This is a genomic window from Rothia sp. HMSC071B01 (assembly GCF_001808945.1).
In the GTDB taxonomy this organism is placed as follows: Bacteria; Actinomycetota; Actinomycetes; order Actinomycetales; family Micrococcaceae; genus Rothia.
In genome coordinates, this window is sequence record NZ_KV795081.1 from 226,039 (window position 1) to 248,553 (window position 22,515).

General features: G+C 60.1%; 17 protein-coding genes and 1 tRNA gene. 1 reads left to right on the top strand and 17 read right to left on the bottom strand.

The window, feature by feature from the left end:
* Positions 1-20: 20 nt before the first annotated feature.
* The 4 genes from HMPREF2527_RS09065 to mca all read right to left on the bottom strand — a co-directional run bounded on the left by HMPREF2527_RS09065 (position 21) and on the right by mca (position 3,346).
* A complete protein-coding gene (locus HMPREF2527_RS09065) occupies positions 21-527 on the bottom strand; it encodes an NUDIX hydrolase (protein ID WP_049342934.1) in 507 nt (168 codons plus the stop codon).
* A gap of 127 nt (positions 528-654) precedes the next feature.
* Positions 655-1,182 (bottom strand): prepilin peptidase, encoded by a 528-nt coding sequence (locus HMPREF2527_RS09070; RefSeq protein WP_070507869.1) that lies wholly within the window; start codon positions 1,180-1,182, stop codon positions 655-657.
* A 103-nt stretch (positions 1,183-1,285) separates the two neighbouring features.
* Entirely contained in the window at positions 1,286-2,095 is an 810-nt protein-coding gene (gene uppS / locus HMPREF2527_RS09075; protein WP_005508943.1) for a polyprenyl diphosphate synthase, read from the bottom strand.
* A 279-nt stretch (positions 2,096-2,374) separates the two neighbouring features.
* Entirely contained in the window at positions 2,375-3,346 is a 972-nt protein-coding gene (gene mca / locus HMPREF2527_RS09080) for a mycothiol conjugate amidase Mca (RefSeq protein WP_070507871.1), read from the bottom strand.
* A gap of 419 nt (positions 3,347-3,765) precedes the next feature.
* Here mca and greA point away from each other — a divergent pair, with 419 nt between their 5' ends.
* Positions 3,766-4,263 carry a transcription elongation factor GreA gene (gene greA / locus HMPREF2527_RS09085; RefSeq protein WP_070507873.1) on the top strand — a complete coding sequence of 166 codons (498 nt, stop codon included), beginning with the start codon at positions 3,766-3,768 and terminating at the stop codon, positions 4,261-4,263.
* 171 nt (positions 4,264-4,434) lie between these two features.
* Here the strand turns inward: greA and ilvA are convergent, their stop codons facing one another.
* The 13 genes from ilvA to HMPREF2527_RS09150 all read right to left on the bottom strand — a co-directional run bounded on the left by ilvA (position 4,435) and on the right by HMPREF2527_RS09150 (position 22,460).
* A complete protein-coding gene (ilvA, locus tag HMPREF2527_RS09090) occupies positions 4,435-5,688 on the bottom strand; it encodes a threonine ammonia-lyase (protein ID WP_049358314.1) in 1,254 nt (417 codons plus the stop codon).
* A 233-nt stretch (positions 5,689-5,921) separates the two neighbouring features.
* Positions 5,922-7,196 (bottom strand): AI-2E family transporter, encoded by a 1,275-nt coding sequence (locus HMPREF2527_RS09095; RefSeq protein ID WP_049358313.1) that lies wholly within the window; start codon positions 7,194-7,196, stop codon positions 5,922-5,924.
* A 172-nt stretch (positions 7,197-7,368) separates the two neighbouring features.
* A complete protein-coding gene (locus HMPREF2527_RS09100) occupies positions 7,369-8,358 on the bottom strand; it encodes a Bax inhibitor-1/YccA family protein (RefSeq protein WP_044150729.1) in 990 nt (329 codons plus the stop codon).
* A 197-nt stretch (positions 8,359-8,555) separates the two neighbouring features.
* Complete coding sequence (locus tag HMPREF2527_RS09105; protein ID WP_044150733.1) at positions 8,556-9,440, bottom strand: Cof-type HAD-IIB family hydrolase; 885 nt, start codon at positions 9,438-9,440, stop codon at positions 8,556-8,558.
* Positions 9,441-9,752: 312 nt separating this feature from the next.
* Positions 9,753-9,826: transfer RNA gene (locus HMPREF2527_RS09110), tRNA-Leu, on the bottom strand.
* A 261-nt stretch (positions 9,827-10,087) separates the two neighbouring features.
* Positions 10,088-11,473 carry an NAD(P)/FAD-dependent oxidoreductase gene (locus HMPREF2527_RS09115; protein WP_012904069.1) on the bottom strand — a complete coding sequence of 462 codons (1,386 nt, stop codon included), beginning with the start codon at positions 11,471-11,473 and terminating at the stop codon, positions 10,088-10,090.
* Positions 11,474-11,929: 456 nt separating this feature from the next.
* Complete coding sequence (locus HMPREF2527_RS09120) at positions 11,930-13,528, bottom strand: S8 family peptidase (protein ID WP_070507876.1); 1,599 nt, start codon at positions 13,526-13,528, stop codon at positions 11,930-11,932.
* A gap of 63 nt (positions 13,529-13,591) precedes the next feature.
* A complete protein-coding gene (locus HMPREF2527_RS09125; protein ID WP_005508954.1) occupies positions 13,592-14,545 on the bottom strand; it encodes a Ppx/GppA phosphatase family protein in 954 nt (317 codons plus the stop codon).
* Positions 14,546-14,698: 153 nt separating this feature from the next.
* A complete protein-coding gene (locus tag HMPREF2527_RS09130) occupies positions 14,699-15,298 on the bottom strand; it encodes a DUF501 domain-containing protein (protein WP_049352121.1) in 600 nt (199 codons plus the stop codon).
* Positions 15,299-15,382: 84 nt separating this feature from the next.
* Entirely contained in the window at positions 15,383-16,027 is a 645-nt protein-coding gene (locus HMPREF2527_RS09135; RefSeq protein WP_070507879.1) for a septum formation initiator family protein, read from the bottom strand.
* Positions 16,028-16,250: 223 nt separating this feature from the next.
* Positions 16,251-17,531, bottom strand: coding sequence for a phosphopyruvate hydratase (gene eno / locus HMPREF2527_RS09140; protein ID WP_005506838.1), 1,281 nt, complete (start codon positions 17,529-17,531; stop codon positions 16,251-16,253).
* Between the two features lie 371 nt (positions 17,532-17,902).
* Positions 17,903-18,649, bottom strand: coding sequence for a nucleoside triphosphate pyrophosphohydrolase (locus HMPREF2527_RS09145; RefSeq protein WP_070507883.1), 747 nt, complete (start codon positions 18,647-18,649; stop codon positions 17,903-17,905).
* 88 nt (positions 18,650-18,737) lie between these two features.
* Positions 18,738-22,460 carry an ornithinee aminotransferase gene (locus HMPREF2527_RS09150; RefSeq protein ID WP_070507886.1) on the bottom strand — a complete coding sequence of 1,241 codons (3,723 nt, stop codon included), beginning with the start codon at positions 22,458-22,460 and terminating at the stop codon, positions 18,738-18,740.
* Positions 22,461-22,515 lie beyond the last annotated feature (55 nt).

A 22,515-nucleotide genomic window follows, 5' to 3' on the forward strand; every position in this document is an offset into this window, starting at 1 on the left:
GGAGGGCAACCCTCGCTTGGCTAGTCCTCTTCCGGCGGCACCGACTCCAAACCAAAACGGCAGTGGCCGTCATAGTTCAGCGCTGCATCAATACGGTCCAGCATCCGCTCCGAAAGCAACGCACGCTCCGCCGGGTCAGACACATCCACCCAACGCACCTGCGAAGACTCCTCATCGTTCACCTTCGCCTCACCAGAAACCCAGCGGCACAAGAACGTATGATCCAAGAACTGGCAGCGGTCACCATTACCGAACTGCATCGGCGGGTCAGCCTTCACCTGCGCCAGCTCCAGCACCTCAATCTGCACGTTCGCCTCCTCCTGCGCCTCACGCAGGCAGGTCAGTGCGGGGCTCTCCCCCGGGTCCACAATGCCCGTGATCGGGGTCCACGCCCCGTTATCGCTACGGCGCACCAGCAGCACCTTAGAATCCTGCTCACGGTACACTACAGCCGTCGCACCGGACAGCCACAGGTAATCCGAACCGATCCGCTCACGCAGCTTACGGATATAGGGAGGAGTAGGCATAACATCAACCTTTCAAAAGCCCCGGCAGTTCTGCCGAGAAATAGGTGCTAGGGAGCAGAGCAAACAGCCGCGAACCGCACGAAGAACGAACCCGCCACTTAGCCGGACGGTCGCCCTACTTCGGAATCTACCACAGAGAATACACCGGAGCAGCCAACGCCACCAGCGCACCCAGAAGCATAAACGGGCCGAACGCAATGCGGGTGCTACCGCGCGCCTTCGTGAACAGCACTAGAGCCAAAGACACCAGACCACCGGCAAGGAACGTCACCAGCGACGCCCAGCCCAGGTTCGCCCAGGACAGGTACCCGAGCACGCCGCCCAGAATGCCGGCAAGCTTCACATCCCCGCGGCCCAGCGCGCCAAAGGACAGGATACGCAGAAGCAGGTAGCAGAACCACAGCACCAGACCGGCACCAATCACGCGCCAAATATCGGCGGGACGGCCCGCAAAAAGCAAAGACACCGGCAGAGCCGTATAGGTGGCAATAGCCAGAGGAATCAGGATGCGGTGGGGCAGACGGTGCTCGCGCACGTCAATACGCCACAGTCGCAGGGTGCACCACAAAAAATACAGCAGGTAGCTGCCGAGCACCAGAGCGGCAATAACGGAGGCGCCGCCTGCGCTGTAGAGGCGGGAAAGCTCAGCGAGCATAGAACGTCCATTCTGTAATGCTGGGGGCTGTACTACCGGAGGCTGCTAGCCGGGGAGACAAGAACCGAGAGGCCAACACCACCGGTGCTAGAGCGTATAAGTTCTAGGAGCCGAAACGGCGGGAACGGTTCGCGTAATCCCGCAGGGCACGCAGAAAATCAACGCGTGTGAAATCCGGCCACAGGGCGCGGCAGAAATAAAACTCAGAATACGCGCTCTGCCAGGTCATGAAACCGGACAGGCGCTGCTCGCCCGAAGTGCGAATCAGCAGGTCCGGGTCGGGCATATCGGCGGTGTACAGGTGCGAAGAAATATCCTCCACACTCAGCTGTTCGGCAAGCGAGTCCAAGGATGCGCCCTCAGCGGCAGCCTCACGCAGAACCGATCGGACCGCGTCCACAATCTCCTGGCGGCCGCCGTAGCCGACCGCAATGTTCACACGGACACCGGGTAGGTGCGCAGTCTGCTCAATCGCCCAGTCCAGGCGCTCGTGCAGCTGGCGAGGAATCAGGTCAATATTGCCGATAGCGCGCACCGGACCGCAGGCGGACTCCACCAGACGCACCAGAAATGCATCAATCACAGCGACCAGGCCGGTCAGCTCCTTCTCGGGGCGCTTCAGGTTCTCAGTGGAGAGCATGTACAGGCTCACCTGCGGAATCGACAGCTCAGTACACCAGGCCAGAAAATCAATAATTCGCTCCGCACCGGCGGCGTGGCCCTCACGGGTGCTCAAGCCGCGCTGAGCCGCCCAGCGGCGGTTACCGTCCACCAGCACTCCAATATGTGCCGGCAGGGATTCGGGGCTCAGCGAGCGCGCCAGAGCCTGCTCATAGACGGTAGGCTCAGTGACAGTGCCGGGGTTGCTGGCGTGGCCGTGCACAGTAATCACGGGCAGGGCGTTGGCGCTCATAGCTCATACCTCATTCGGCTGTCGTGGCAGATAATTCAGCAGGCTCATAACGAAAGAGCCCAAGCTCTTATTCTACGCCGCCGCGCCGTACCTTCGCGGCAATCGGCATCACGGTTGGGCTGAGAATCGGCTCAAAATTTGTGGCATCTGGTGGTGGCATTCGGAGTTGCGTGCAGGGGTGCAGACATCGCGTGCCTAAGAATGGATGATGCCCTTCACCTACGACTCATATCGTGGGTGAAGGGCATCATTGTAACGCGCGGGGCGCTACGCCCCAGCCTAGATAACGTAGTAGTCGCTCAGGCCCTCGTCCAGGCTAGATTCGGGCAGCTGAACCTCAGTATGCGAGGCGGCCAGCGTGTAGTCCTCCCAGGGCCAAATGTCCTTCAGCTGTTCACTGGGAACGGCGAAGAACACGCCGTTCGGGTCCACCTGCGAGGCGTGCGCGCGCAAAGCCTGATCGCGCTGCTCAAAGTGATCGGTCACCAGGATGCGGGTCGTAGTCTCGTGGCGAGGCGCCTCACCCGAGGAGGCGCGGTGCGCGAGGTTCTCAATCCAGCCGCTCAGCAGGCTCTCACCGTGCGTATCGAGCAGATGCTCGTGCAGGGCGAGGGTGCGTTCGGGGTTGAATGCGCGGTCGTAGTAGAGCTTCAGCGGGGTCCAGGGCTCGCCCTCACCCACGTAGGCATCCGGGTCGCCCGCCTTCTCGAAGGCCTCCACGGCAACCTTGTGGGTCATGATGTGGTCGGGGTGCGGGTAGCCGCCGATTTCGTCATAGGTGATGATGATGTGCGGGCGGTACTCACGCACCAGACGCACGAGCGGCGCGGCGGCACGGTCCAGGGGCATGGTGCCAAAGCTACCGAAGGGAAGCGGCGGCATCGGGTCGCCCTCGGGCAGGCCAGAGTCGAAGAAGCCAATCCAGCGGTGTTCAATACCCATAATCTCGCGGGCAGCCGCCATCTCAGCACGGCGCAGACCCGGTAGGTCGCGGTGCGCACGCGGGCTTTTATCGATCTCCTCATTCAGGATGTCACCGCGCTCGCCGCCGGTCATCGTCGCCACCATGAAGCGGGCGCCACGGGCAATATACGCCGAGGCGGTACCGGCACCCTTGGAGGACTCGTCATCCGGGTGGGCGTGCACCGCGAGGATGCGCAGACCGGTGTAGTCCTCCTCCAGCGGTTTGAGGGAGTCCACGGGAGGGTGAGTCGGCAGATTTGCCTTCAGCTGTTCAATGGCTTCGCTCACGGTGGTCTCCTTTAGGTGATGCGCCAGGGGGTCGATGATGTGTCTGTGACTCGCGAATACGAGCGCTACACGGCAGAAATTTTACGGTTGTAGCTTCTCGTATGATACCCAAGGATAGCGCCGGTACACTAGCGCAGATGACGCCGTGTGACATCGTGAAACATGCCGTCATATCAGCAGATTCTTGGGCATGAAACAGGCTGATGCTGGCGGAGCGTTCAGCTACAGGCGTGCGTACCGACGAAGATGCGCTCAGAGGGGAAGATACGACCGGCATAACAGCCGAAAATCCTCCGGTGCTCTAGAATAGGTCTGTTGATTCATTCCGTTACCGGTACCGCCGCGCATTGAACGCGGCACGCGGTAGCGGGTTTATTCGTTTCGCACCGGCAGAGCCGGCGCATAAGCAAAGGACACGCATGGCTGAAAACACCGGTGCATGGCTCACTCAGGACGCCTTCGACCGCCTCACCCAGGAGCTGGAGCACCTCTCCGGCCCGTACCGCCAGGAAATCGTTGACCGCATCGCGCAGGCACGCGACGAGGGTGACCTCCGCGAGAACGGCGGCTACCACGCAGCACGCGACGAGCAGGCTAAGAACGAAGCTCGCATCAAGCAGCTCAAGCACCTGCTGGAAACCGCGCACATCGGCGACACTCCCGCTGACGACGGCGTGGTAGAACACGGCATGGTTATCGAAGCTGAGGTTGCCGGACGCACCCTGAAGTTCCTGCTCGGCTCCCGCGAAATTGAGGACACTCTGCCGGCAGGTAGCGACCTGAAGGTCTTCTCTGAGAAGTCCCCCCTCGGCGCAGCAATTATGGGCGCTAAGCAGGGTGACGAAGTCACCTACACCGCTCCGAACGGTAAGGAACTGAGCGCCAAGATTATCTCCGCAACCCCCTACCTGGGCTAAGAAGTTAGGGCTAAGAGACAGCGCTAGATTTAAAACAAACAGTGCGGGGTGCTGACTATAACGGTCAGCACCCCGCACTGTTTTTTGTCTGCCTGCGTGCGCCTATCTGGTTGCCTCCACCCTTCCGATTCGAGGCAACGCTATAGCTCGTCGGCTAATAAATATATCGGCTTAGTAGACGATGATGGGCTTGAAACCCTCATCCTCCAGGGCAGAAATCACCTGGCGGCAATGCTCCACGCCCTTGGTCTCCATGTCGATCGTAATCGACACGTCACCCATGGACAGCGAACCACCCACACGGGTGTGATCCACACCGGTCACGTTCGCATCATTCTCAGAAATAATGCGGGAAATGGTCGCCAGCTCACCCGGACGGTCAGACAGCATCATCTTCACGGTCATGTAGCGGCCAGCCGCAGACAGACCGCGCTGAATCACCTTCAGCATCAGCATCGGGTCAATATTGCCGCCGGAGAGCACACACACGACCGTACCCAGGTCGCCGTACTCTTCCTTCAGCTTGCCATTCATCAGCGCCGCCACGGGCACCGAACCGGCAGGCTCCACCACAAGCTTGTTACGTTCCATCAGGAAGATCAGGGCGCGAGCAATATCGTCTTCACTCACGGTCGCCACATCGTCCACCAGCTCCTTGATGATGGAGAAAGGCATCTGGCCGGGGCGACCCACCGCAATACCATCAGCGATGGTGGAAACCTTCTTCAGCGGCACCAGAGCATCCGCAGCCAGCGACAGCGGGTACGCCGCCGCGTGCTCTGCCTGAACACCAATAATCTTGATCTTCTTACCGAGCTTCTGCTCCTTCGCGCGGATAGCAGCGGACAGACCAGCAAGCAGACCGCCGCCGCCAACACCCACAATCACGGTGTCAACGTCCGGAACCTGCTCCAGGATTTCCAGACCGATAGTGCCCTGACCGGCAATAATGTCTTCATTGTCGAAGGGGTGCACGAACACCGCGCCGGTCTCTTCGGCGTAGCGCTTCGCCTCCGCCAGAGCCTCATCCACGGTCAGGCCGTGCAGCTCAACCTCAGCGCCGTGATCGCGGGTTGCGGTAATCTTAGGCAGTGCCGCACCCAGCGGCATGTAAATGCGAGCCTTAATGCCCAGACGGTCAGCAGCCAGAGCCACACCCTGAGCGTGGTTACCTGCACTCGCCGCCACGACGCCGCGCTTCTTCTCCTCCTCGGAGAGCTTTGCCATGCGCACATACGCGCCGCGCACCTTGAACGAACCGGCGCGTTGCAGGTTCTCACACTTGAAGAACACCTCGGAACCCAGGCGCTGGCTCAGGGCACGCGAATGGGCGACCGGGGTGCGTTCAATAACGCCTTCGAGCAGCTCTGCGGCACGTTCAATATCGGTAATGGTCACGGGCAGGGAGTCGAGATCTACGCTCACGGGTTTTCCATTCTGACGGTGCGTTGTCCCGCGGGCGCGGGATGGTGATGTATTGCTCATCCCATTTTAGAGGATGGGTACAGCGAAGGGGGCTACCCGGTCGCAAGTAGCCCCCTGGCGAGACACCGCCGTAGACGGCATCGCGGCCGGCGGTATCGCCGGGACGAGTTAGCGGTGCGTTATCGAGGGTGGCGGGGTGCCCTACGCCAAAACCTCCCGCTCGATGCAGGCCCCTAGTCTTCGGAGGAGTCCGAAGCCTCGGAAGCCTGGTTCTCAGGCTCCTCAGCCTTCTGACGGCTCGGCACCCGGGAGGCCAGATTCTTGACGCTCTCCTGCCGTTCCTGGGCCTTCTCCTCAGCCTGCTCGCGGCGAGCCACCTCGTGCGGGAAGAGGAACTCCTCCTCACGAGGTGCTTCCTTCTCCCAGTCACGGTTCGCCAGGTAACGCACCACCGCGTTGACCACAGCCAGAGTCGGCACAGCGAACAGAGCACCCACCGCACCAAAAATCATGGATCCACCAGCCACCGAGAAAATAACCGCCAGCGGGTGCAGGGAGACAGCCTTACCCATAATGAGCGGCTGCAGAATGTGGGATTCGAGCTGCTGAACCAGCAGAACAATACCGAGCATAATCAGCGCCTGCACCGGGCCCAGAGCAACCAGCGCCAGCAGCACAGCCACAGCACCGGAAATGAGAGCACCAATCACCGGAACGAAGGAGCCGAGGAAGACCAGCACACCCAGCGGGATAGCCAGCGGCACGCCCAGAATTGCGGCACCAATGCCAATGCCGATAGCGTCAATAGCCGCCACCAGAATCTGAACGCGCACGTACGCGCCCAGGGACTTCCAACCCGCACGACCCGCACCGTTGACGGCGGCACGCGCATCCTTCGGGAAGAGGCGGGTGACGAACAGCCAGATACGCTCGCCCTCCATCAGGAAGAAGACCAGGGTAAACAGGGTCAACAGGGTGCCGGTTGCAACCTCAGCCGCAGTCGAACCCACCCGAGACACACCGTGCAGCACGGAGCTGGGGTTATTGGTTGCAGCACTCTCCATCTGTTCCAGCAGCTGGTTCAGCTGGTCTGCACCGAACTCGTAACCGAGGTCCTTCAGCCAACCAATCAGCTGCTGGTAGCCCTGCATCGCCTTATCCGCCATGGACACAAAACCGCGCAGAATCTGCTGACCGGTCAGCGAAATAATACCGGCGAGCACCAGAATCATACCGATTTCGGCAATAGCCGCCGCGCCACCGGCACGAACGCCCTTCTTACGCAGAAGCATCACGGCGGGGCTCAGCAGAGCCGCCAGCAGCAGAGCCACCAGAAGAGAAATAACCAGCAGGGAGACGTGCCCCAGGCCCTTCCAAAGGATCCAACCGGCACCGGCAATCATAATGATGCGCCACGCCCAAGCACCAGCAACTTCCATAGCAAAAGGCACCCGGTAGCCGCGCTTCTCCTCGGCTACATGTTCTTCTGCAATAGGTGTAATTTTCACGGTGTCTCCAAATCGTTATCGGTGTCGCGCCCGCGCGGGGCAGCTTCGGCTGCCCCAGCGGAGGCGGTATGTGGTGATGTTGTTGCGCCCCTCCCCTGCGCCTCGATACATCGGGGAAGTAAAGCGGCAAAGGCGGCGGCACCATCACGGTACCGCCGCCTCATAACGAGCTTTAGTCGTTGCTAAAGATGCTTGCCAGGTACATGAGAACACGCAGGATCTCAACATACAGCCAGACCAGAGAAGCGGTCAGGCCGAAAGCAAGGCGCCAAGACTCACGCTCGGGCAGGCCAGCCTCCACAGCCTCGGAGGTGGTGGTGAAGTCCAGCAGCAGCGAGTAGGTTGCCAGCGCAACAGCGAACAGACCAACCACCAGGCCCAGCGGAATACCACCAATAGAGAAGCTGTTCAGCGAGGAACCGAAGATACCCGCGGTCAGCATGGACACCAGGCCGTAACCCAGGTAGCTGAGCGCACCAATCATGAAAATCTTATTCAGCTTGGGGGTGGTGCGAATCTTGCCGTTGGCGAAGAGAGCCAGGGTCACACCCGCAACCACGAGGGTTGCCAGAACCGCCTGAACTGCCACGCCGGGGTAGCGCATATCCACAACAGCGGACAGACCACCGAGTAGCAGACCTTCCATGAGCGCGTAGGTCATGACCAGAATCGGGGAAACCTTCTTCTTGAAGGAGTTCACCAGACCCAGGACCAGACCGCCAACCATGCCCAGGAGCAGCAGCACCGGTGCATTCCATGCAACAGCGGCACCGACAGCGACCAGGCCCAGGTTGATACCGGTCTTAACCAAGACATCGTTCATGGTCAGGCGCTCACCGGCGGGGATGGGCTCCGAGTAGGTGGGGGCTGCTACGCCGTAGTCAGCCTCACCGTACGGCTGGCCGTACTGTGCCTGCTGACCGTACTGGGGCTGACCATACTGCTGGCCATAGGGCTGCTGGCCGTAGGTGTTCTGGCCGTAGCCCTGCTGATCATACTGCTGACCGTACTGGCCATAGGTCTGCTGCTGACCGTACTGTGCCTGCTGACCGTACTGCGCCTGCTGGCTGGTCTGCTGCGGCTGCGCACCAAAACGACCGAAACGAGAGTCACCCTGAGTGACATTCTTCGTCATTGAATTCAGAAGCGGGTTTCCCGCCATCTTTCTCTCCTTAAACGGGTACAAAACTAATTCTGTTAATTATATCGGATAGATTCTGTGCTCACGGGCGCTGTTCGTTACCAGCATGGGCTTCTAGCGACCTTGCCAGAATATTTCAGGGCGGTGTTTACCTGAGGTTCACCCAGGCCCGCGCCGCCCCGCATGCAAAGGCTTCTGCGCGTCTCTTTGTGAAGCGTCTAGTGCGAAGCTTCCAAACGGTCCAGGAGCTGTTCCAGATACTCCAGAACTGCCTGTTCCTCGTTCGAGCCAATCACCTCATCAGCAGCATTTCGCACAACCTCCGGGGCATTAGACATGGCAACACCCCAGCCCGCGTAGCGGAGCATTTCCATGTCGTTCTCACCGTCACCGAAGGCAAGAATGCCCGCCGGATCAGCATCCAGACGCTCGCACAGGTCCTCCAGACCGGTCGCCTTATTGACACCGGTACGCACCAGATCAATGGCACCGAAGCCGCTAACCATCGGAGTGACGGTCTGCGGAAGAACCTCACGCAGGTAAACGCTCAACTGCTGCGTCTGCTTAGGCGGAGTCAACAGCGGGAACTTAATGGGTGCGCCCTCAAAATCCTCAACAGAGTCAACCATGACCGAGCCGGGGAAGAAGAACGCCGCAAAGTCCTCCAACGTGAGGGTTTCGGGAAGCTCCTGACCGGTGTCTTCAAAATAGCCGCGAATCATGTGCACAATCTGGTCGCAACGGTCCTTGGGCAGGTAGATACCTTCGGTGGTGCAAACCAGCAGACCGATCCGGTCCAATCCCTGCACTACCTCAATAATGCGCGGCACATCTTCGTCCAGAAAGGGATGCACGGCAAGCTTGCCACTCTCATCGGCAAGATACGCACCGTTTTCAGCGATATAGATGAGACCCTGGTTCTCGAAGCCGCGCATATAGTCCTGCAGCTTGGCGTAGGTGTTTCCGCTCGCCACAACAAAGTGGATGCCCTGCGCCTGCAGGCGGGGCAGGATGCGCGCGAACCGTTCGGTGTCGAAGGTTTTGGAGTCGGTGAGGAAGGTGCCGTCCATATCGACGGCAATGATGGAGGGTTTAGTCTGCATGCTGTGCCTTTCTGACTCTGCTCCCCCGTTCAGGTTGGGGTGTATCTGTGGCTGTGTCTCTTCTAGGGTCTCACGTTTTTAAGCTCCGGAAGACGGTATGCGGGCGTTTTTGAGCGTGGAGCCCGCGGGTACCATCGCTTCCTTCGAGCAGGTGGGCATCCCCATGGCAACCGAACTGGTCGGGGGCATCGTCTTTTACCCCCCCCCCCAAAAACCCAGACATGTAAACCTTCAAACACGCGAGCGGCGACTCCTCCCCTACGGGAAGAGCCGCCGCCTATCTATACCGCGCATCTACGCGTGTCTATGCAGTGCCCCCACTGGGACTCGAACCCAGAACACAAGGATTTTAAGTCCTCTGTCTCTGCCAATTGGACTATGAGGGCGTATCCCGAACAGTTCGGGGCACAAACACCTATTATTCCACGAAAACGCACCCGAGCCTAAGCAGAAACACATTTCAAACGGCTCCTCACGCTCAGCCACAGCAATCACCACGCAAAAGCACTGGTGGGTGGCTAAACTGGGTAGCTAATGAGTTTCCGGGAACGCAAACGGGCGGTGCGGAAGACCAAAGTCTTCCGCACCGCCCATTGCTTTTATCTCAAATGCGCTATCCCAGGGGCGTACCCCTAAGTCAGGCTATTTTAGAGCTTTGCCTTCTGGCGTGCCGGTGCAGTACCGGTTGCTTCCTGGAATGCCAGGCGCGGGGAACGCTGGTGGCGAATCGAGGAGGTGTCGCGACCGAAGATCTGGTTCAGAGCCCAGGTGGTCATAACGCGAACGGTACGCTCGGTGGTGGGGATTGCAGAGCCGTGGTAGCCGCGGTGCATGATCCATGCCAGCGGGCCGCCAATGGTCTTGCCCTTGAAGTTTGCAACGCCCTTCCACAGGCCCAGACCTGCCACAACACCAATGGTCTCGTGGTAGTAGTCGGTCAGGGGCTCGCCGCGGCGAGCAGCCAGCAGGTTCTTAGCCAGAACAACAGCCTGGCGGGAAGCGTGCTGAGCGTTGGGAACGCAGAAGCCGCCCACGCCGCCACCGGAGAGATCCGGAACAGCTGCGTTGTCGCCTGCAGCCCAAGCACCCTCAACCACGCCGTCGTCGCCGGTGACGCGCAGGTCTGCGCTCACGCGAACGCGGCCACGCTCGTCAATCGGGAAGTCGGTGTTCTTCAGCATCGGGGATGCTGCCACGCCTGCGGTCCAGATCAGGGTGTCGGTCTTGATCTCGCCTGCGGGGGACTTGTCAGCCATGTTAATCAGCTGCAGGTTACCGTCGGTTGCGTCGGAGAGGGAGGTGTTCAGCAGGATTTCGATGCCGCGCGCACGCAGCTCTGCAACGACCTTCTCTGCACGGTCTGCGGGAACCTCGGGCATGATGCGCGGTGCAGCCTCAATCATGACGAAGTGCAGGTCAGAAACGGAAAGACGCTCGTTGCGCTCAACAGCAACGCGTGCCATGTCTTCGAGCTCGGAGATGGTCTCAACGCCAGCGAAGCCACCACCAACAACGACGAAGGTCAGGGCACGACGACGTGTTTCAGGGTCGGACAGCATGGATGCGACCTCGATGCGGTCCAGAACCCAGTTACGAACAGAAACTGCCTCTTCAATGGTTTTCAGACCGATAGCAACCTCTGCCAGACCCGGAATCGGGAATGCACGGGTCACAGCGCCTGCGCCGAGGACGATCTCGTCGTACTTCAGCTCGAAGGGCTCACCGTTATCGGTGGGCTCCACTACAGCGGTGCGGTTTGCGTGGTCGATGGAGAGAACGCGGCCGGGGATCAGCTCGGTGTCGCGCAGGTGCTGGCGCAGCGGCACAGTTGCGTTACGGCCTTCCATGGAACCTGCTGCAACCTCGGGGAGGAAGGGCTGGTAAGTCATGTAGGGGTTCGGCTCAACGATGGTGACAACGCCACCGGTCTCCTTGATAGCCTTCTGGATCTTCTTAGCAACGGTGAAGCCGACGTAGCCGCCACCGACGATCAGGACGCGAGGACGGTCCTGTGCCACCTTAGTGAATGCCATTTTGTTACTTCCTAGTCTTTAGGTACCGAGGTTCGGTAGCCCCGGTAGGGTGGTATGTGCAACTTTCGGGTCGTTCCGAAAGCTCCCCTGACGAACAAAGCGGCCCGCTCTGGAAGTCCTTGCGCAACGCGAAGTGGCTAGCAGCACGAGCCTGTCTATCACATACCTGTTATCTTCTATTTTACGCCTTTGTTTAGGTAATTTCGCACTTATGCCGTCTCAGGGCGCACCCTAAGTTAAAAGTTTTGCGCATCTGAACGGGGTTCACCCCTTAATGGTGGTTACGGTCAAAAACACCCTTTCTGATTTTTACGCGGCGTGTTCGATATTTTCGTTTATTACTGCTTATCCTGCCAGAACCCCCAACCCAAACAATAAAGCCCGGGGCCAACTCAAAAGTCAGCCCCGGGCGAACAGAAAAGCCACTGTACAACAGAAAAACGTCATCAAACAGTACTAACGAGAGGTCCGGCGAGTACCCCGATGAGACCCCGGATGATGCGCCGCCGCACGAGCCATCCGCGTAGCCTGCCCCGCGCTCACATGCATCCTGTGCAAACGATGCACCGAACCAGCCGTAATAATCGTCAGCCACAACACCAGCGCCGCCAAAATCACCGGCGGCAACCAGCCACGATCCTCCGGAGGGCGACGCGCATCCGGCGCAGCCGCCTTCACAATGCTCTCACCCTCCTCATGGACCGGCGCAGCATCGCTAGGAGTCGGATCGCTCACCTGCTGCTTACGGTGCACAGCAATCCACTCAGAAATCGAACCCAACGGATTAGCCGTCACCGCAGGCGCCGCCAAAGCCATCGCATCCTGCGGATTGAAAATACCGTAACCATACAAAGGGTCACGGCCCGTCGCACCAGCATCATCAGCCGAAGCAATCAAACGCTGAGCCAGCTGAGCCGCAGACTCCTTCGGATACTTCTGCTTCAACAACGCCGCAACACCCGTCACCAGCGGGGCAGCAGCCGAAGAACCAGACCAAATCATGTACCCGTTACCCGGAGCAGCCGCAATCATATCCGTACTCGGAGCAACCACAGCAATCGAAATGCCCTGAGTCGACGACCCCTCAGCAACAGCCTTCTTCCGGTCAATACCGCCCACGGTCAGCACGCCAGGAATCGTCGCCGGAGCACCAACCTGCGTCAAGCCGCTACCGCGGTTACCCGCAGCCGCAACAATCAGCACGCCCTTCTGCTCAGCGTAGGCAAACGCCTCATCCCAGCTCTGCGGCCAGCTCGTCTTATTCGAGCCAATGGACATGTTAATAATCTGAGCCCCATTATCGACCGCGTAACGCACCGCCGCCGGGATCTGCTCATCAATGCTCTTACCGCCGGTCGTACCCATATTCAGCGAAATCGGCAGAATCTTCGCATCGGGAGCTACACCAATCACACCGGTCGGCTTACCCGGCTGACCTGCAATTGCAGAATAGCCCCGCGTATCGTGACCGTGACCGGCGATCAGAGAAGCGACCTCCGTGCCGTGCATCGGCTCAGCGCCCAGGCCCTTCCAGCCGTCCTCGCTACCAACACCCGAGGCGTCATAACCGCGCAGAACATTACCCTCAAGATCCGGGTGGGTACCGTCCACGCCCGTATCAATCACAGCAACCGTCACGCCCTTACCCGTAGCCTGCGACCACAAGGACGTAATGCCGTACTCCTTCAGCCAGTACTCACGCTGACGGACATCATCACCATTCGTGGTTGACGCGCCCTGACTCGGAGTCGCAGAAGTCTTCGGCACCGCAGTAGCCGACGGCGAAGGAGTCGCCGTCACCTCCCTCTTCGGGCTCGGGGAAGCAGAAGGGGTCGGGTCCGTCGCCCAGGCGGCAGGCGTCAGCGGGGTCCACAACGGCAGAAGAGTCAACGCGGCACTGGCGCCCAAAGCTGCAACCTTACGGATGCGGCGAGTAGCGCCTCGGCCAGAACCAACCGAGGCGCGCACACCAAATACACGAGACGCACAGGCGCAAGACGACGCAAAAGACCAGCCGGTCAGGGACATACCTCGCCGATGCTCAGAACGAACCATTAAAACTCCTCAAGCTGAGCCGCGCCGTGAACCACCATCGGTTCACGGCGCGAGCGCTCAAGCCTACAGCTGGGACAGAGCGATACCGTCCAGAATGTCGTGCTCGCTGACGGTCACCGAATCCACGGCACCATCAGTCATCTCATTCAGACGGGTCAGGATGCGGGCGTAAATCGTCGCGCCGGCACCAATCACATCCACCCGACCGGGGTGCATGTAGCCGAGCTCCTCACGCTCAGTACGGCTCAGCGAAGCCAACCAGCGGGCAGTCTTCTGAACGGTCTCTACGGAGAAGCTCTGAGCGTTAATAGCCTCAGAATCGTAGCGGTCCAGACCCAGCGCAGCGGCAGCCACAGTGGTCGCGGTGCCAGCCACAGCCACCACACGGCGTGCATCCTGCAGGGGCACAGTCTTACGAGCCACCTCGAGAGCCTCGTCAGTATCAGCCTCAACACGGGCAATCTGCGAGTCAGTCGACGGGGCGCTCATCATGTGACGCTCAGTCAGACGCACACAACCAATATTGACGCTGCGGGAAGCCTTCACACCCGACTCGTCACCGAGCACGAACTCAGTCGAACCGCCACCCAGGTCGAACACCAGGGTATCGCCATCACCGTAACCGACAGCGCGCACCGCACCAGCAAAGGACAGAGCAGCTTCCTCATCACCGCTGATAACCTCGGGCTCAATACCCAAAATCTCGCGGATACCGTCCACAAACACCTGACGGTTACCCGCATCGCGAGTCGCACTGGTCGCCACAAAACGTACCGAATCAGCGCCGTGCTCCTTCAGCAACTGCGCGTACTCACGAGCCGCAGCGAAAGTACGGTCCAGCGCCTCCTGCGCCAGCCAGCCGGTCGCGTCCACACCCTGACCCAGACGCACAATGCGCATCTCACGCACAACGTCCTTCAGGACGGTCTTCTCGACCCCGTCCACCACCTCAGTAGTGGAATCAGCAATCAGCAGGCGAATAGAGTTCGTACCGCAGTCAATCGCTCCAACGCGCACGGTGGGTTCCTTTCAGGTCTTCAATACCAATCAGTGCCAAAAGGCAACGCGAGCGCCGTAGGCGAAAAATTTTCGCTTTTCGGCGCTCTTTCTTCTATCTATTATGCGCCCGCACCGTCCTTCAAGACGATGCGGGCGCACCAGAATCAATATTTAGGCTTCTTCACGCCACGCGGGGTCGCAGGAGCAGACCTCGGGGGTCCACCACTCGGCGATAGCGTCCAGGCCGCGGTCACCCATCGGGTTCACGCCGCGACCCACCGACAGAGTGTGGCCGATAACAGCGTGCAGGCACTTCACGCGGGTCGGCATACCGCCGGCAGAGATACCGTCAATCTCCGGGACCTCTTCGGTGCCGCTGATTAGGCGGATGCGCTCACGCTCAGCCAGGTAGTTCTCGTGTGCGGCAGCGTACTGTGCCGCCAAGTCGGCGTCCTCAGCCAGCGAGTCGGTCATCTCGTACATCAGGCCGCCCGCCTCCAGACGGGAAGCCGCAGCGGTAATCACCGGATGCGCCAGGTAGAACACGGTCGGGAAGGGGGTGCCGTTGCTCAGGCGCGGCGCGGTCGCAGCCACAAGCGGGTTACCGCACACGCAGCGTGCCGGAATCTCAACCACGTCGCGGACCTTACGGCCCAGCTGCGCGGAGAGAACGCGGATGTCCTGCTCGGTGGGGGTCAGGGTTTCAACAGTTACGCCGAAGCCGCCGGGGGTGCGTGCCTTCAGCTCTTCAATAGTGTTTTCGGTGCTCATAATCCTAAGTTCCTGGAACGAGGGGTCACCTCGTCCGCTTGTGCCGGGTGCTTGCCAAGGCAGGGTTCCTGCCGGTGGCTGGAGCTAGTTCTTTTCGAGAGAATCCCAGATTTTCGTGGTCCAGGCGTCCTCGGGGGCGTTCTTCGCATTCGCAGAAGTACCGTCAGCCTTCGTGGAGTCCTCGGTAATGCCGGTGACAACGTAGGGGGTGTCACCGGGGTTCACATAGTAGAGGCGGCTACGTGCCTGCTGGCGAACGTAGTTGTCGTCGTTCCACCAGGTCTGCTCCGCCTTCAGCTGGGCGTTCTCCTGTTGCAACTGGGAAATGTGCGCGTTGATCTGCTTAATTTCCCGATCCTGGTCAATATAGGTGACCACCGGGTATGCAGTACCGAGCGCAATCACGCCCACCACAACAGCAGTCAGGAAGCTACGACCGGAGAACATATGAGCCGCCACGGGGGCATCGTATCCGCCCTCTTCACTGCCCTGCTGGGCTGCGGCGCGGCGGCGGGCACGCTCCTCACGGCGAGCCTGCGCCTGACGTTCACGCTCGGGGTGGCGCTGGTTCAAGCCTACGCCAAAGAAAAGGGCGCTAGCCTTTTTCATCAGGGAGGTGCGGGCTTCCTTAGCGGCGCCACGCGGCGCATTGGAGGAGGCAGCGCCCTGAGCGGGTTCGGTAGAACTCTGAGAGTGCGACCGGGTCTGCTGGTTTGCTCGCTGGCTCATTGCTCTATCCCTCGTTCCATTCTGTACCGCTAAGCGCTTCCTTCATATTCTACCGGGTTCGGAGGGCTTCCCCAGCTCTATGTTGTAAGCGATACATTCTACCCTGCCACGACATACCTGAGCTGATAGACCGCACACAGAGAAGGAGGCGGTGCCACTCCCCTACGGGGTAGCACCGCCTCCCTGACGTCTAACCGCTCACGCGGTCGGATGCTTCAGTAACTTATGCCTTGAAGCGGGGGAATGCGGACTTGCCAGCGTAAACAGCTGCCTCGCCCAGCTCTTCCTCAATGCGCAACAGCTGGTTGTACTTAGCAACGCGCTCGGAACGTGCGGGAGCACCGGTCTTGATCTGGCCAGCGTTGGTTGCAACAGCCAGGTCAGCGATGGTGACGTCCTCGGTCTCACCGGAACGGTGAGAAACCATGCAACGGTACTCGTGGCGCTGTGCCAGCTCCATTGCATCGAGGGTCTCGGTCAGCGAACCGATCTGGTTCACCTTCACGAGCAGAGCGTTAGCTGCGCCCTCTTCGATACCGCGAGCCAGACGCTCGGGGTTGGTCACGAACAGGTCGTCACCGACAATCTGGACCTTGTCACCAATCTGCTCGGTCAGGGTCTTGTAGCCCTCCCAGTCGTTCTCATCCAGGGGATCCTCAATGGAAACCAGGGGGTACTTTGCAACGAGGTCAGCGTAGTATGCGCTCATCTCAGCTGCGGACTTCTTCTGGCCCTCGAACTCGTATGCGCCGTCGTTGTAGAACTCGGAGGATGCAACGTCCAGTGCCAGTGCAACCTGCTCGCCCGGCTTGTAGCCAGCCTTCTCGATTGCCTCAACGATCAGGTCCAGTGCAGCTGCGTTGGACTCCAGGTTGGGTGCGAAACCACCCTCGTCGCCCAGGCCGGTTGCCAGGCCGCGGTCGTGCAGCACGGACTTCAGGGAGTGGTAAACCTCAACACCTGCGCGCAGAGCGTCAGAGTAGTTGTCGAAGCCGATGGGAGCAATCATGAACTCCTGGATGTCAACGTTGGAGTCTGCGTGAGAACCACCGTTGAGGATGTTCATCATGGGGACGGGCAGAACGTGAGCGTTCGGGCCGCCGAGGTACTTGTACAGGGGCAGGTCAGCGGACTCAGCAGCTGCCTTAGCAACAGCCAGGGAGACACCCAGGATTGCGTTTGCGCCCAGCTTGCCCTTGTTGTTGGTTGCATCCAGAGCAATCATGGCTGCGTCAACAGCGCGCTGGTCGGAAGCCTCAATGCCGATGACCTCTTCAGCGATTTCTTCGATAACAGACTTCACTGCACCCAGAACGCCCTTGCCCAGGTATACGGACTTGTCGCCATCGCGGCGCTCAACAGCTTCCCACTCACCGGTGGATGCGCCCGAGGGCACAGCTGCGCGTGCGAAAGCACCGTCTTCGAGCAGAACCTCAACCTCAACGGTCGGGTTGCCACGGGAATCCAGGATCTGGCGTGCGTGAACTGCGGTAATAACAGCCATGAATTGTTCTCCTTATGAGATGTCAAGGATGTGAACGGCTCACCCGGTAGTGGACAAGTCGCGTCCCCTAAATTCTAGCAAAACTCCCACACAAACACACTAGTTGCCACCGCTTTTTTATTGCCTTATTGAAGGTCTAAATAACCCTTAGTCAGGCGCTACAAAGCGGAACAAGACCCACACTCCCCCACATTGGGAGGGTGTGGGTACTCGACCAAAGCACAACATGAGCCCAAATGTCGGGGCATGTGCCACGAGCATCCTCACGACCGCCCAACACAACCCCAAACAAACAGAAGGCGCTTTGAAACCTCTTATTCCCTCAGAGAACAGATTTCAAAGCGCCTCACAGAAGAACTCAACCAGCGTTTCTAATAGCTCGGCTCATCATGCGTATGCTGAGCAATATAGCGGCGAGTGTACGAACGTAGGGCACGCTCCGGATCCAAACCATTACGCTGTGCGCGGCTCACCAACGCAAAGAGCAGCTCGCCGAACTCCTCTTCAGTGTGCATATAGCGCAGGTCGTCCTCCATGCTCGTAGGCTCCGGCGGCAGAATAATACCCGCCTTACGTGCCTTCACAGCAGTCTTCTCAGCCATAGCGAGCGCCGGCAGATGCGGCGGAATACCGTCCAGCGCGCCACGGTCACTCTTCTCCTTCTTCTTCAACGCATCCCACGCCGCCTGCTGCTCAGCTGCGGTGCGGGGCGCCTCCGAAGAGCCCTCAGACTCAGCCGCGAACACATCGGGGTGGCGCGAACGAAGCTTCTGCACAAGGCCCTCAACCACCTGCACAATGTCGAAGCCCTGCGGGTTTGCCGCAGCAATATCGGAATGGAACACCACCTGCAGCAGCACGTCGCCCAACTCCTCACGCAACAGCGGCATATTCGGCGCGCCACCGGTTTCTACCGCCTCGACAACCTCGTAGGCTTCCTCCACCAGGTAGCGGATTAGGGAGGCGTGAGTCTGCTCAGCATCCCACGGGCAACCGCCCGGTGCGCGCAACAGCGCCATGGTTTCCACCAGGGTGCCAAAGGCTTCAGCCGCGCGGGCGGCAGTGTCCTGAACGTTCTGCGCCGCAGAAGCCTCAGGAGTATTAGGGGTATCAGTCATAACAATCTTCCTCGTCGAAAAAATGACAAACATAGCGCGCCGCGCCGACCCCCACACGGGGAGCCGGCGCGGCGAACCTTACAAGGTTTTAGAGGTTCCAGTGCGAAAGCGCGCTCGTCATATGAGCCGGGATCTTCGAACCCAGACGCGGGAACATACGCAGCTCCTCAACGTAACGCTCAGCATCCAGCGGACGCGGGTAGGTGACAAACGCCTGCTCATTCGCATAATCGAATGCCGCCTGGACCGGTACGCCCGGGGTGAAGGTCAGGCTCATAGCCAGCGGCGAGCCCTCGCCCTCGCTGTACGAGTCGGTCTTCAGCGCCGGAATGTCCAACATGGTTTCGGGAATCAGCTCGAAGGTACGGACCTGCTCCCAGAAGCCGTTGCGGCGCACGTGGGTCAGGGCGTCGTAGTAGGATCCGAGGGCGCGTACACGAATCAGCACGGTGGTGGCGTCCTTTGCGGTGCCGTTCTCACCGAAGAGGTGCTCGACGACCGGCGCCAGACGCTGAGCGACCTGAGCCTCCGTCAAAACCAGGTTGCCGGATGCCAGCTGAGTCTCCGAGGGAACCAGCGGGCTCTGCACCGCGGCGGAGGGGGTGTCCGGCTCAGCCACGATGGTGGGCAGCTGGTTGAGCTCGCTCAGCGCGGATGCCGAGATGCTGGAGGAAAGGCCCGCGGGAGCGGTCTCCGGCAGAGCGGCGGGGGCTGAAGCTACGGCAGGTGCTGCGGATGCTGCGGGGGCAGTCTGAGCGGTAGCCTCGGAGGCGGGTTCAGCCGATGCGGGTGCCTCAGCAATCTTAGCCGCGGGGGTCACCTCAACAGTCTTGAGCTCGGCACCCTTCTCAGCGGTTTCTTCCTGAGCACCAGCAGCCTTCCCAGCAGCACCGGCGGTGCCCACAGCGGCAGCTGCGGCAAGAGCACCAGCCAGGCCGGGAGCCACAGATGCGCTCTCGGAGACGGGCTCAGCGTCCTCCAGAGCGGGTGCCTCTGCAGAAGCTTCAGCGGAAGCAGCCTCGGTGGAGGTCTCCTGCTCGGGCAGCAGTTCAGAGTCATCCAGGAACGCGGGCAGGGCAGGCTCTTCAGCCTTCTCTGCTACCGGCTCTTCTGCGGATTCCTCAACGGGCTGGGTACGATTCAGAGTGAAGGACTCAGCAACCACGGGAGCGGCAACCTTCTGGTCCTCAACAGCAGCAACTTCCTCAGCGGGCGCTTCCTCAGCAACTGCGGCAGGAGCTTCAGCGGCAGGAGCTTCTTCCTCGGCGTCCAGCTTCTTCTGAGCGTTGGCGACAATGGTGGCCAGGGCGGCTTCCATGTCTTCGCCGGGCTCTACAGAGTCCTCGGCAGATGCCTCGACTACCTCAGCGGCAGATTCTTCGGCATGCTCAGTTTCGGGCTCTACGGTAGCCGCACCGAAGACCGGGTCGTTCTCGTAATCGTGCTCGAACTCAGCTTCAACCGGTGCAAACTCAGCCTGGGCAGGCTGGGCGGCAGGCTGGGCAGAAGCTTCAACAGCCTCCTCTACGTCTTCCTTCTCCTGCGCAGAAGCGACAGCAGAACCAGCGACAGCAGTACCGGCCGCAGCAAGACCTGCAGCAGCCGCCAGGCCCGAAGAGGCAGGCTCTTCAGCAGTTTCAGCAACGGGCTCTTCAGCAGATTCAACAGCGGCCTCAACCTCGTTAGCTACCTGCTTCTGAGCAAGCTCAGCCTCCAGCTCACGCTCAATAGCCTCACGTTCAGCCTCAACCGAGTCAACGCTCTGAACGGTAGCCTCAGCGGCCTCAGCAGTCGCAACGGGCTTAGCCTCGACAGCGGTGCCCTCCAGCAGGAAGCTCTCACGGGTGGTCTGGCCGTCCGCCATACCCAGGTAGGATGCGTGAACCTCCAGGCCGTCACCTAGACGCGGGTTCAGGGAGACCGCCGCGCGGTTCCAGGTTGCGCCGGCCTGCTGAGCCTCGGTGTACAGTGCCGCCACGGGTGCGAACCAGTCAATGCCGGGCACAACAATGCCGGTTTCGACCTCGCGGCCGCGGTGCAGCAGACGGTAGTGCATATCCTCATCAACCTGGCGCAGTTCCAGGCTCATGGTGCCCGAACCGCGAGTGCGCATGAGCTCCGCAAGGCCGTGGAGAGCGCGCTGCTCGGGGAGAGCGGGCAGGGTTGCCGCGCCCTCAACGGGCTCGCTCAGGATGATGGATTCGGCAACCAGTTCAGCTTCGTCTTCGCTGAGCTTCTGCTCAGTTTCCTTCAGCTCAGCGGCGGGTTCCTCAGCGGATTCTTCGCGAGCAGCAGACTCGTGCTTCTCTGCTTCCCTCTTATCGATGCCCTCTGCGGTCAGCGCGACGCCCTGAGAGGTGCCCTTCTCTGCCTTCTCATCCGCGTTTTCGCTCTTGAAGGCAGTCGAAGCAGCAACCGCAGCGGCGGGTGCCGCAACAGCGGCGGCAAGCGCGACACCAGGAGCTGCAGAGGTACTCTTGGTGGGCTCGTCGTCCGCAGAGTCGGTGTCTTCAGATTCCTCAGATGCAGAGTCCTCAACCTTGGTTCCGGATGCTACCGGCTCGGAGGTTACCTTTTCGGTCTCTTCCACAGCGGGTTCTTCCGCTGCGCTTTCTTCAACAGCGGAAGCATCAAAAATTAGCTCAGCGGTGTTCTCTTCTTCAGCGTCAAGGCTCTCAGCTTCGAACGATTCAGAGGCGGATACTTCACGTTCCTCCTCAACGGATACAGCAGACATCAGCTCAGTCTCGTCAGAAACCGCATTCTCCTCGTCAGCGATTTCAGCCGCCAACAGTTCGGGTGCCTCAACGACAGCCTCAATCTGTTCTTCTTCAGCCTCTTCGACGGGTTCAGTAATCTCAGCGGATTCAGCAGGGTCTGCATCCTCAGCAACTACCTCAGTAGTAGTTTCCTCAGCGGTCACCTCGTCGGAAGCAACCTCGCTAAAGGTCTCTTCTTCGCTATCGAGGGTGATGCCCAGGCGTGCCGCGTAGGCTGCCGCCAAATCATCCAGACCAGCGTTCTTTGCCTCGGTGACGGCGGCACGGGTACGAGCTGCCTTCATGTCTTCAACAGTCAGGGTTTCCTCAGCATCGGCGGAAGAAGCCTCAGATACAGAATGAGTGTTCTCTGACTTTTCCTCAGTTGCCTCTACAGCTGCGGGTGCAGTCACCTCAGGTTCTTCATCGGCTTCATCTTCGGTGTTCTCAGCACGCACAGCACGCAGGTGCTTCTCAAACTGGGATCGCGCATCCTCCGCAGCATCCTTCGGCTCCTCAGCATCAACCGACGCTTCCTCAGCCTCCGAGGTAACCTCTTCATCATCACGCAGGAACGCAGGGGTAGCCGGCTCGGGTGCTTCAGCAACCGGAGCAGCATCTTCTTCAATGTCCTGGACCTCAGCGACCTGCTCAACCTCAACAGGTTCCTCAGATTCCTGGGGGAAAGCACCAAGCGCCGCCAACAGGCTACGGCGCTCCTGCTCCTCAACCTGCTCTTCAGTCAGTTCCTCAGCAGAGGGATTCTCTTCAACCTGTTCGTCATCGTGCAGGAGGGCACGCTTGAGATCCTCAACAGCACGGTGCTCTTCACTCTGCTCATCGTCCTGGTTCTGGTGGCGTGCGCTCTCAGACTTCACGAAGCGGCGCAGGGAGTCCTCCCACTGCTGCTGTTCCATAATCTTTTCGCTCAGTCGTGCGCTCTTGGGAGCGTCTTCGCTTGCCTGTTCTTTCTGAGCCTTGGCAGTTTCGGCGCTCTGTTCTTCGCGCGACTGTTCATCCAACTTCTTCTTGCCGATTCCAAAGAAGCTCATTGGGTGTCCTCCTCCGGCGTGCGCCGTGTGATGATGCGCCATTTCCTTCATCCCC